Consider the following 10,344-nt stretch of genomic DNA (forward strand, 5'->3'; position numbering starts at 1 on the left):
GGGCGCTCGTCGACCGTCCGATCCTCGGTTCTAGCGCCCTCTAGCGGGTCGCGGTCCGCCGCCCCCCCCCCCCACCCCCCCACCCCCCGCGGACGGCAACTGCTGCCAGGTGCAGCCCGAAGTGGCCACGAACACGATCGCGGCCAGCACCTCTCGGTCGCCATGCCGACGCCGGCCACCGCCCTGAGGTCGCGATGGAGCCTCCGGCACCACTCGCTGGAACAGTTCCCACAACTCGTCCGGCACCAGCCGCTCAACAATCCCCACCACGGTCCCACAGCCTGCCGATTCAACCAAATGAGATGACTTCTTAGCGGTTTCCAGATTGCCGTACAGCATGCACCCGCACGCTCGACGGCATTTGGGAGCCGTCGAACGTACGGGTTTCATGGGTGCCATGTGTGGCTACGCCGGGAGATTCGGCGCCCCCCCATCTGCCCCACAGGACAAGCCCCTTCAGATGTCACCCGCTCGTGCGGCAGACCCAAGCCTCCAGAAGCCGTCAGACCACGTCACCTTGTGCGGGCGATACTCGAGGACTCCGGCCTGGAGCGGGTGAGACCGGAGCAGACAGCACAGCGACAAGGCAGTCAGAAGCGAGTCAGTGCGGAGCTCACGCCGTGTTGGCCCGAAACGGGCTGTCCAGCTTTCGCGCTCGCTCCCCACCATGGGCGCGTGTGCAACGTGAATCCTCAGGCACCGGCCGAACCGTGCCTAGACCAGAAGAGCAGTGGCGGAAAGAACGGGCTGCTGATCACCATGTCGAGTGAGGCCGTCCAGAGCGCAGACCGTTTCGCGTGGTACTCCGATCAGATCCGGCAGTACATCTTCCCCATCACACTCTCAACCCTGTACACAGCAGACTTCCGTTCCGAGGTGTCGGCACTCCAGCTCGGGGTGGTGCAGGTGGCACACTTCACGTTTCCTCCGCTGGAAGCAGCCCGGACGGCGCGGCATATCCGACGTCTCGATCCCGAGACCTACCAGCTTGGGTGGATACGCCGCGGCACCATGGCGGCCACCCAACTCCGCAACGACGCGTTCATCGGCCGGGGCGACATGGTCCTCTTCGACACGTCCCACCCCCTTGAAGCCAGCGTGCGTGACCCGGATGGCATGACCGAGGTGGCTGTGCTCCGCATCCCGAGGAATGCTCTCTCCCTACCGTCCACACAGGTCGAGCGTCTCCTAGCACGACGACTCGCCCCTGAGGGGGCGAGCGGTGCCTTGCTGCACCAGCACCTGCACACCCTGCTCGCCCACGCGTCTGAGATCGGTCCAGCAGAAGCTCACCGCCTGGGCACCATCACCGCCGACCTGATCACCTCCTTCGCCGCCGACCGGCTCGACAGAGCAGAGCTCGTGCCGCTGGAGACCCGCACCACGGTGCTGCGTGCCCAGATCAACGCCTTCATCACCCACCACCTCGGCGATCCGGAGCTCCGACCGGCGGCCATCGCCGCTCACCACCACATCTCTCTCCGGTCCCTCCACGCCCTGTTCCAGCAGGAACCGGCCACGATCTCAGCGACAATCCGGCGTCAGCGCCTGGAACGCTGCCGGGCCGACCTTGCCGACCCCAGAATGCGTAACCGGCCGATCGCCGCCATCGCCGCCCGCTGGGGACTGCTTGTACCGGCTGAGTTCAGCAGGGCATTCAGGGCCGCATACGGAATGAGCCCGGGCGAGTACCGATTGGAAGCAACCCGTCTCCAACCGTCTGCACGGGACCACAAGTCACTGTGCGCACACTCACAAACCGATTCAGCGGGCCGACCGCAAGATGAAGACTCGCCAGCCCAGGCAGGGTCCTGAGCAACGGAGTCGGAGGTTACGTCACTCCTACCCGGCCCAGGAACCACGTCAGCCCGGGCATACCTCTCAGAGGGAGGAAATCCGTTGAAGATGAGCTTTCGAAGGACTGCCATTGCCACGGCACTCGCGATGGCCATGAGTCTCGGCGTCGGTGGAGTTGCCGAAGCCACACCCGCCTCCGCACCCGCCGCTGAGGCAGCGACCGTGCCGGCCGGCTTGAAGGCCGCCCCGCGGGCGATGTGGCGCTGGTACGGCGTGGGCAACTACGACGTGTGGCGGTGCAACATCTTCGGCGCGTACTACGTCAACTCCGGCCAGGCACGCGCTTACCGTTGCATTCCGACGGGAATGTTCAGCGCCTACTTGGCCGTACTCATCTGGTACTGAGGCGCTCGCCAGCCTCTGAGAGCAGGCCGGCTCCGCGACGGGAGCGCCAGCAACAGCGGCCGTCACCGCACCATGAGCGTGACTGCGATGAGCCTCGGGACTTGGGCCGCCGAAGCAGTACCCGCTGCCGTACTTGACGACCAGCATCAGGGCAGCGGCCACAATCGGGGCCCCAGGCCGTGCGAGGACACACAAACATCGGGGCGTGCAACGTCCTTGGCAGGCACTACGTCGCCTCTGGACACGCTCGGCGCTCTACTGCTGGCGGACGGATCTTTCGCAGACTCCCTACGCTGACTCATCTGACACGGAGTCGGCCACCACCTGCGCCTGGTGCGGAGGGCCACCCGCTGGAGACCTAACGTGATCAACCATACGGTGACTGGGGGGAGATACCGTGTACTACGACGACTGGGAGAAGCGGCAGGCATACGACCGGGGACGGGAGGACGAGCGCGACCGGATCCGGCGTTCGATTGACGGCGACGAGGACTACGGCGGGTGCTTCGGCCTGATCATCATCGGCGTCATCATCTACGTGTTCGTCAAGGCTTGCTCCGGCTGACTCCAGGGACGGCTTTCGCGTCCCGCCCGCCCCCCTGCATGAGTGCCCCAGCCAGGATGCCGGCGCCGCTGAGCAAGCATCCTGGACACGGCCGAGCGCCATGAGGCCCCGTACGGCAGGGTGCTCAGAGAACCTGACGGGAGACGCCCCCGCGCCCATCACACACACCAGCTAGCAATAGCGGGCGTAGCGCTGGCCGCCATGAGCCGGGGACGTACGCCCGCGTCCTCACCTCCCCACTGGCCACCGCCGGGCCGCCCGGCAGGTGACCGACGCACTGAACACCCCCGTACCGTCCCCTCTTCCCGCTGTGTCGTCCTCGCCGGTCCTACGGCGTGGACTCGGGCAGGTCTGGAAGGGCATCGACGCGAGGCACTGACGGGAAGGGCGTCGTCTACGGGGCCCGGCGTCTGGGGCCATGATGGGGGATGAGCTCGAGTCGTCCGATGCTGAATCAGCGGGAAGCCGCCGAGGCGCGTGGCACCAGCCGTTCCACGATCCGCCGGCGCCGTGAGGCCAGTCTGTTGCCGGGGTCGGTGGAGGATCCGGGGCGGGGCTGGTCGATCCCGGTCGAGGCGCTTCTCGGCGCCGGTTCCACCCTGAACGCCCCCGCCCCCGCCTGACCCGTCGTCGTCCCCTGGGTCGGCGTCAGCCGGGGACGGTCTGGGTGACCAGGTGGGCAGATCGGTCGCGGAGCCGCGTACCGAGCTCGAGCGGGTGTCGACATCAGCACGCCCTCGAGCTCGCTCAGACATCGACCCGGACCGGAACTGCCCGTGGCCGCTGGACTGGCAACGCCACTACCGGGTGCTCGCGGACCTGGTCGACGCCGACGGTGTTCTGCCCTCCATCGCGCCGGGCGTCGTCTTCGACGGCGACGACATCGGCAAGTGGCTCCAGCAACAGAAGCAGCCGGCCACCTGGGCGCGGCTGCTACCGACCAGCAGGAACGGCTCACCACGCTGAGCGTGCAACCCGCCCAGGCGCCCGCTCCCGCCCCTGCGGCCAGCGGCGGGGTGAAGGGGGGCCGAGCGAGGCACAGCCGGCGTTCCAGCGGGGCCCAGAGGCGCTCGCGCCGTGGGTGGAGCGAGAAGGCGCCCACCGGCCCGTACCCCGCAGCCACAGCGAACAGATCACGATCGAGGGTGAGGCGGAGCCGGTCGTCGTCAAGCTCGGCGTATGGGTCTCCAACACCGAAACCCGACGCCACAAACTCAGTGCGGAGCAGTTGGCATCGCTGAAGGAGCTGGGCATCGACTGGGCGCAGCCGGTGACCATCCCCCAGGCCGCCCGGGACAGCCACTGACCGGGCACCGCTACGTCGGCACGGTCCACGCCTGCCGCCGCGAGGCCGCTCCGGCCTGGCCCCGCGCGAGATACGGGACCGGAGCGAACTGGCCCTGCCCTGGTCCCGGATGCCCTGGAACCGCGCCCTGTCCGACGGTACGGGGGCGGGCCGGGAAGCGTAGGGGCGCAGGGGCGCCGGCTCGGCGGCGTAGCCCTCGACGCCTCAGCCTCCGCCCGACCGGCGCCCGGTCCGCCCCGTCAGCCCAGCAGGTCCGGGGAGCGCAGCATCTCGGGCGGGACGCCCCAGGCATCGACCAGGTCGACGGCGAGCGGGCGGACCTTGCGGCACAGGTCCCCCACCTCGCGGCTGATCGCCTTCGACCGCTGCACGGTGAGCCTGCCGTGCTCCATGAACCACGCCCGGTCCGCCTCGATCGTCGACAGCGCGTACAGGTCGCACAGCAGGCCCAGCGCGACCTTGTTCCCGCCCTCGGGCTGGTCCTTGAACGCGTCGACGAACGACTCGAGGACCAGCCGCTCGACGTGCGCGTGGGCGAGCGCGATCACGTGGTCCTGCGCCGAAGAGAACACCTCGCCGGGATCGCGCCCCCGGTCGACGCCCGCCTTCAGCCGGCGGGCCAGCCCGGCGAGCATGTGCTCCTCGCGGAAGCGCAGCATGGCCAGCTGGTACTCCGAGTCCCGCAGTCCGGCCTCCTGGTCCCACTCGTCGCCGCCGGGGAGCAGGTCGCGGACCCGCTCCAGGAGTTTGTGGGCGGAGGTCTTCTCGATCACGGTTTCCACCGCGAGCCCGGTGACGTAGCGGACCACGCCGAGCTGGTCCAGGTCCTCGAACTCGCTGGCGTGGTCGGTGAGCAGGCCCTTCGCGACAAGCTGGAGCAGGACGTGGTTGTCGCCCTCGAAGGTGGTGAAGACGTCGCTGTCGGCCTTGAGCGCGGCGAACCGGTTCACCGCCAGGTAGCCCGCGCCGCCGCACGCCTCGCGGCCCTCCTGCACGGTCCGCGTGGCGTGCCAGGTCCCCAGCGCCTTCATCCCGGCGGCCCGCGCCTCCAGGCGTCGGCGCGCGTCAGGAGAGTCGTCGCGGCCGGAGAAGACGTCGTGGAGCTGCCCGCGCACGGTGTCCTGCGCGAAGTGCAGCGCGTACGTGCGCGCGAGCAGCGGCAGCAGGCGGCGCTGGTGCAGCCCATAGTCCAGCAGCAGCTGCTCCCGGCCGCCCGGCGACGCCTCGAACTGGCGCCTGCGCGCCGCGTACCGGACGGCGAGGGTGAGCGCGACCTTCGCGATGTTCACCCCGGCGCCGCCGATGCACACCCGCCCCTGGACGAGGGTGCCGAGCATCGTGAAGAAGCGCCGGTTGGGGTTGTCGATGGAGCTGACGTACGTCCCGTCGGGGGTGACGTCGGCGAAACGGTTGAGAAGCGCCTCGCGCGGGACGCGGACGCCGTGGAAGCGGATGCGGCCGTTGTCGACGCCGTTGAGGCCCATCTTCAGGCCGTCGTCCTCGATGTCGACGCCCTCCACGACCCGCCCGCCGGAGCGCAGCGGCACCACCAGCGCGTGCACCCCGCGCGCCTCGCCGCCGACCTCCAGCTGGGCGAAGACGACCGCGAGCTCGGCGTGGCAGGCGGCGTTGCCGATGTAGTCCTTGCGGGCCGCGTCCTCGCCGGTGGTGACGACGAACTCGCCGGCCTCGGCGTCGTAGCGGGCGACGGTGCCCAGCGCCTGCACGTTGGAGCCGTGTCCGGACTCGGTCATCGCGAAGCAGCCCAGCAGCCGGCCGGCCACCAGGTCCGCCAGGTAGGCGTCGTGGTGCCGGGCGGTGCCCAGCTGGAGGATGGCGCCGCCGAACAGGCCGAACTGCACCCCCACCTTGATCAGCACCGACAGATCGCCCAAGGCCAGGGTCTCGAAGGCCGCGACCGAGGCGCCGATGTCGTCGCCGCCGCCGTAGGCCGCGGGGAAGCCCATCCCGGTCTGCCCGGTCCCGGCCATCTCGACGGCGATGTCCCGCACCCGTTCGCGGAACGCGTCCCGGTCCAGCCGCTCGGCGTCCTCCAGGACGGAGGAGTGGGCCACCAGATTGGTCCGCACGAGGTCGCGGACCCCGGCGTACTCCCCGTCCAGGAGCCGCGCCAGGGCCTCGACGTCGATCTCGGGCTGTACGTAGCCGCTCGCGGCGGCGGATGCATCCTCGGGTGCCATGGGCCTTCCGATACCCCGCCGCGTCCGCGTCATACCGGCCGCAATCACGGGCAGGAGCAGTACATGGGCCTCACCGGAGGCATCGTGAGTACCGTACGAAGGAGGTCCTGCGCCGTGCACAGGACCACGGCGGGCGTTCCGCCACGCGTGCGGAATGCGGAAGGGGACGCGCGATGGCTGGTCTGAGGCTGGGGCCGCTGGTGCGGTACGTCGACTGGGAGACGGGCACCAGGGCGACCGTGTGGGTGGAGACGGACCGGGCGTGCACGGTCGAGGTCCGGTGCGAGGGCGGCGGCGCGGGCAGCGCCCGTACTTTCCTCGTCGCCGGCCACCACTACGCGCTGGTCGTCGTCACCGGTCTGACCCCCGGCTCCGCCGCCCCCTACGAGGTCGTCCTCGACGGCGCGGCGGCCTGGCCCCCGCCGGACTCGTCCCTGCCGCCCAGCACCCTGAACACGCCGCCGGTCGAGGCGGACGGGGCGGTCGTCGCGTTCGGGTCCTGCCGGTGGGCGGCGCCCGCCGAGGGCGGGTCCGACCCGGTCGGCCCCGACGTCCTGGACACCCTCGCCGCCCGGCTCGCCGCCGACCCCGGCCACGACCGTCCCGACGTGCTGCTCCTGCTGGGCGACCAGGTGTACGCCGACGAGACCTCCGCCGACACCCAGCGGTGGATCGCCCGGCACCGGCGCGAGGCCGGGACGGGCGCCGACGCACCGTCCGACCAGGTCGCCGACTACGAGGAGTACACACGCCTCTACGACGAGTCCTGGGGCGATCCCGAGCTGCGTTGGCTGCTCTCGACCGTGCCGACCTGCATGATCTTCGACGACCACGACGTCATCGACGACTGGAACACCAGCGACGCCTGGGTCGCCGACATGCGGGCCACGTCGTGGTGGCACGACCGGATCACCGGTGGCCTGATGTCGTACTGGGTCTACCAGCACATCGGGAACCTCTCCCCGGACGAACTCGCCAAGGACGAGTTGTACGCCGCAGTCCTGGGCGCCGACGACGCCACCGGGATCCTGCGCGAGTTCGCCGAGCGCGCCGACACCGACCCGATCTCCGTACGTTGGAGCTACCACCGGGACTTCGGCCGCACCCGGCTGCTGATGGTCGACACCCGCGCCGCCCGGGTCCTCGACGAACAGCACCGGGCCATGCTGGACGCCGAGGAGGAGGCTTGGCTGCGCGAGCGGGCCTTCGACGCCCCGGACCGCGTCGACCACCTCGTCGTGGGGACGTCCCTGCCCTGGCTGCTGCCCCCGATGGTCCACTTCGCGGAGAGCTGGCATGCGGCGCTGTGCCGGGGCGAGCGCGGTCCGCGCTGGGCCAGGTTCGGGGAGTGGCTGCGCCGCCGCGCGGACCTGGAGCACTGGGCCGCCTTCACCGCCTCCTGGCACCGCCTCACCGACACCCTTGCCGAGATCGGCCGCCAGGACACCGCACCCGCCACCGTCAGCGTCCTGTCAGGCGACGTCCACCACGCCTACGTCGCCGAACCGGTCTGGCCCGAGGGACAGCAGCCGCGCTCCCGCATCAACCAGTTCACCTGCTCCCCGCTGCACAACTCGGTCCCGCCGGCGATGCGGATCGGCTTCCGCGTCGGCTGGAGCCGCGCCGCCAAGGCCGTCGGCCATCTCTTGGCCCGCCACGGCCGCGTCGCCCGCCCCGAGATCAGCTGGGAGCGGGCCGGCGGCCCCTGGTTCGGCAACCAGCTCATGACCCTGACCTTCCGCGGCCGCACCGCCCGCCTACGCCTGGAGAAGGCCGCCGACGCCCCCCGCTCCCGCAGCGACACCGACCGCGCCGGGGCCCGGCTGATCCGGATCGTGGAACGCGACCTGACGGCGGAGCGCCCCTGACCGCTCCCGCGGGCCCCACCCCCACGACAGCGGACCGAGCCGACGGACGTCAGCCCAGGGAGGCCGCGAACTTTCCCGCCTCTGCGTCGGCCGCCCGCAGGGAGATCTTGCCGCGGTGTGTCACTTCGACCTGGTAGATGGCGCTGCCCTTGGGTACGCCGGCGACCGAGACAGGGAAGCGGCACACCCTGGTGGTGAAGTTGCTGTCGTCGTACTCCGGCTCGCCCAGCGAGCCGGTACCGACGGCAGCGCCTGCCGCGTCGTACACCGTGACAGAGGCACCAGGCAGGATGTCGTCGTATCCGCCGATCCCTCGACACGAAGATTCGCCCATGCTCGACACCTGACTCGGCCCACCGACCAGGCTCATCGTGCCGTTCAGCTCGAACGTCTCGACCTGTTGAGGACCTTCCTCACCGGCCAGGGCCCACGCTCCGCCCACAGCCCCCGCCCCGATCACAAGACCCGCTAAGCCGCCGACGAGCCAAGGAACCAAGTGGTTCGCCACTTTGGGCGAGGTAGCGGGGGCGTGGTCGGGGGCAGGCGGAATGGTCGCCTCGTCAACGGACATGCCGCGGATCGTCGCAGAGCGCCTTCATCGCGACTGCCGGAGTGACCAATCCGTGACAGGAGGTGGCCGATGGTCGCATGTCTGGCTGGGAACGGGTGGGCGTGGTCGGCTTGGGGGCAGAAGGACCGCTCACAGGTTGTGCGGGCGGTGCGTCATGTCCCCTTGGCGGCGTCGGTGTGTCCGGCATGTGCGGTGACTGCGAGCCTCGCTCAGCGTCCTCGCCCGCGTGCACCGGCTGGGCGAGGCCCTCGGCATCCCCCTGACCCTCACCGCCCACCCCTGGTCTCCCGGCATGGCCCCGGTGGGGGCGGGGCACGATGCTGCGGGTCCGCGAGCCGAGGGAAGGGCAGCGGCGTGAAGGGCGACGACTGCGAGGTGCTGTTCACGCATGTGCCCAGTGGGGAGGTCTACAGCGCTCCGGGCGGGGCCGGCGTGTACCGGCAAGACCACAGGGCCCGGCGGGACCGCGCTCCTCCAGGCCACCGGAGAATTCGACACCGACAGCGTCACCTGCCTGCACCAGGCTCTCGCGGACGCGATCGACGAGGGCGCCACCTGTCTCCGGGTCGACCTGGCCTCGATCGCGTTCGGCGACGTCGCCCTGGTCGACACCCTCCTGCGTGCCCAGGAGGGGCCCGCCCGCCTGGTCATGGTCGGGCCCCTGTCCGGCTACCTGCGGCGTCTCTTCGAGCTCACCGGCACGACGGGCCTGTTCACGTCGAAGCCTGAAGCGGACGTCGAGCCGGGGTTCACCACGCGGGCGGTGAGACGCGGTTGTACGTCTCGTGCAGAGGCTCGGTCCCATCCCGGCCGATGACCGCCCGGCACGGCCCGACGACGAACGCGTCGTCGGGCTCGCCAGAGTGATCCGGGTGGGTGGCGGCGAGGTGCTGGCGAGCAGCGTCCTGGAGCGGGCCCGCTCCGCCGTCCAGGGCGGCGGCCGGCCCCGTGCCCTGGCACACGGTGCACCGGACGGTAAGAAAGGCGCCGCCGTCGAGAAGGAAGAGCATGTCTGATCAACGATCACCCGGTGGAGTGGTCGCGGCACCCGGGGCCGCTCACCACGGTAGCGCTCATGGCGCTGCCCCTGACCGTGGCTGTTCCAAAGCCCCCAGCCGCGAGATCCCGATGCCTGCGCTAAGGGCCAAGATCCCGGGCGGGAGCTACCGATGGGAGCTTGTCAGTGACCGGCCGACTGCGCGTCGCCGGAGTGATCGATGACATTGCCGTTGGAGCAGTTGTTCTTGTGGTTGCCGGTCCAGTCGCTCAGGGCCGGCACCACGGCGAGTTCCTGGATGCACACGTCGGCGGCGGTGAAGTTCCAGTTGTTCGTTGCATTGACCCCGCTGCCGAAGTTGCCGTCGTTGTCGGCGAAGGCGGGTGTGGCGGCGAGGACTGTGACGGCGGCCAGCAGACCGCAAGTGATGATCTTTCGCATGCCCGATGAACGTGTTCTCGCCGGGGCAGGTCACGCGGCAATCGACCGAACGTGCGGAACCCGGATTCAACTGCCGCACATGTGCGAGATCTCGATGCGCCCCAGCTCAGCAGGAGCCGGACACAGAAGTGGGGGGGGGGGGCGGGCGGCGGGGGAGGGGGGACAGCAGTGAGTGGGGGGCGGCGGCGGGAGC

The 10,344-nt window shown here is 70.3% G+C and carries 11 protein-coding genes and 1 pseudogene; 8 read left to right on the forward strand and 4 right to left on the reverse strand.

From position 1 onward, the window contains the following. Positions 1-66 precede the first annotated feature (66 nt). Positions 67-270, reverse strand: a pseudogene (locus ACFV2S_RS34465) (transposase); the annotation flags it as partial. 405 nt (positions 271-675) lie between these two features. Between ACFV2S_RS34465 and ACFV2S_RS34470 the strand changes: the two are divergent. From ACFV2S_RS34470 to ACFV2S_RS34495, 6 genes are all read left to right on the forward strand, one after another. Continuing rightward, positions 676-1,815, forward strand: coding sequence for a helix-turn-helix domain-containing protein (locus tag ACFV2S_RS34470; RefSeq protein ID WP_385568734.1), 1,140 nt, complete (start codon positions 676-678; stop codon positions 1,813-1,815). Between the two features lie 84 nt (positions 1,816-1,899). Further along, on the forward strand, positions 1,900-2,202 hold the full coding sequence (locus tag ACFV2S_RS34475; protein ID WP_385568739.1) for a hypothetical protein: 303 nt from the start codon (positions 1,900-1,902) through the stop codon (positions 2,200-2,202). Between the two features lie 397 nt (positions 2,203-2,599). Beyond that, a complete protein-coding gene (locus tag ACFV2S_RS34480) occupies positions 2,600-2,767 on the forward strand; it encodes a hypothetical protein (protein WP_385568743.1) in 168 nt (55 codons plus the stop codon). Between the two features lie 446 nt (positions 2,768-3,213). Further along, on the forward strand, positions 3,214-3,390 hold the full coding sequence (locus tag ACFV2S_RS34485) for a hypothetical protein (RefSeq protein WP_385568748.1): 177 nt from the start codon (positions 3,214-3,216) through the stop codon (positions 3,388-3,390). A gap of 94 nt (positions 3,391-3,484) precedes the next feature. Further along, positions 3,485-3,733 (forward strand): helicase associated domain-containing protein, encoded by a 249-nt coding sequence (locus ACFV2S_RS34490; protein ID WP_385568753.1) that lies wholly within the window; start codon positions 3,485-3,487, stop codon positions 3,731-3,733. Positions 3,734-3,848: 115 nt separating this feature from the next. Further along, positions 3,849-4,073: a hypothetical protein gene (locus ACFV2S_RS34495; RefSeq protein WP_385568758.1), complete on the forward strand. Its 225-nt coding sequence runs from the start codon at positions 3,849-3,851 to the stop codon at positions 4,071-4,073. A 239-nt stretch (positions 4,074-4,312) separates the two neighbouring features. On the opposite strand, the gene ACFV2S_RS34500 is transcribed toward ACFV2S_RS34495, so the two are convergent. Continuing rightward, complete coding sequence (locus ACFV2S_RS34500; protein WP_385568763.1) at positions 4,313-6,274, reverse strand: acyl-CoA dehydrogenase; 1,962 nt, start codon at positions 6,272-6,274, stop codon at positions 4,313-4,315. A 173-nt stretch (positions 6,275-6,447) separates the two neighbouring features. Between ACFV2S_RS34500 and ACFV2S_RS34505 the strand changes: the two genes are divergently transcribed. After that, positions 6,448-8,142, forward strand: a complete 1,695-nt coding sequence (locus ACFV2S_RS34505; protein ID WP_385568766.1) for an alkaline phosphatase D family protein — start codon at positions 6,448-6,450, stop codon at positions 8,140-8,142. Positions 8,143-8,191: 49 nt separating this feature from the next. Here ACFV2S_RS34505 and ACFV2S_RS34510 read toward each other — a convergent pair whose 3' ends face one another. Beyond that, on the reverse strand, positions 8,192-8,713 hold the full coding sequence (locus ACFV2S_RS34510; RefSeq protein ID WP_385568770.1) for a hypothetical protein: 522 nt from the start codon (positions 8,711-8,713) through the stop codon (positions 8,192-8,194). A 388-nt stretch (positions 8,714-9,101) separates the two neighbouring features. On the opposite strand from ACFV2S_RS34510, the gene ACFV2S_RS34515 reads away from it, so the two are divergent. After that, the gene (locus ACFV2S_RS34515) at positions 9,102-9,530 is read left to right on the forward strand and encodes an STAS domain-containing protein (protein ID WP_385568774.1); all 429 of its coding nucleotides are present in this window, start codon (positions 9,102-9,104) and stop codon (positions 9,528-9,530) included. A gap of 363 nt (positions 9,531-9,893) precedes the next feature. Here ACFV2S_RS34515 and ACFV2S_RS34520 read toward each other — a convergent pair whose 3' ends face one another. Continuing rightward, positions 9,894-10,151: a hypothetical protein gene (locus tag ACFV2S_RS34520; protein WP_385568779.1), complete on the reverse strand. Its 258-nt coding sequence runs from the start codon at positions 10,149-10,151 to the stop codon at positions 9,894-9,896. Positions 10,152-10,344 lie beyond the last annotated feature (193 nt).

Origin of the sequence: Streptomyces sp. NPDC059695 (assembly GCF_042733785.1) — a bacterium.
GTDB lineage: Bacteria > Actinomycetota > Actinomycetes > Streptomycetales > Streptomycetaceae > Streptomyces.

What these genes read in the sequence shown, in the direction of transcription:
- ACFV2S_RS34485 (WP_385568748.1), top strand. Translation starts at nt 3,214, where the DNA reads ATGCTGAATCAGCGGGAAGCCGCCGAGGCGCGTGGCACCAGCCGTTCC.
- ACFV2S_RS34500 (WP_385568763.1), bottom strand. Translation starts at nt 6,274, where the DNA reads ATGGCACCCGAGGATGCATCCGCCGCCGCGAGCGGCTACGTACAGCCC.
- ACFV2S_RS34505 (WP_385568766.1), top strand. Translation starts at nt 6,448, where the DNA reads ATGGCTGGTCTGAGGCTGGGGCCGCTGGTGCGGTACGTCGACTGGGAG.
- ACFV2S_RS34510 (WP_385568770.1), bottom strand. Translation starts at nt 8,713, where the DNA reads ATGTCCGTTGACGAGGCGACCATTCCGCCTGCCCCCGACCACGCCCCC.
- ACFV2S_RS34515 (WP_385568774.1), top strand. Translation starts at nt 9,102, where the DNA reads ATGTGCCCAGTGGGGAGGTCTACAGCGCTCCGGGCGGGGCCGGCGTGT.
- ACFV2S_RS34520 (WP_385568779.1), bottom strand. Translation starts at nt 10,151, where the DNA reads ATGCGAAAGATCATCACTTGCGGTCTGCTGGCCGCCGTCACAGTCCTC.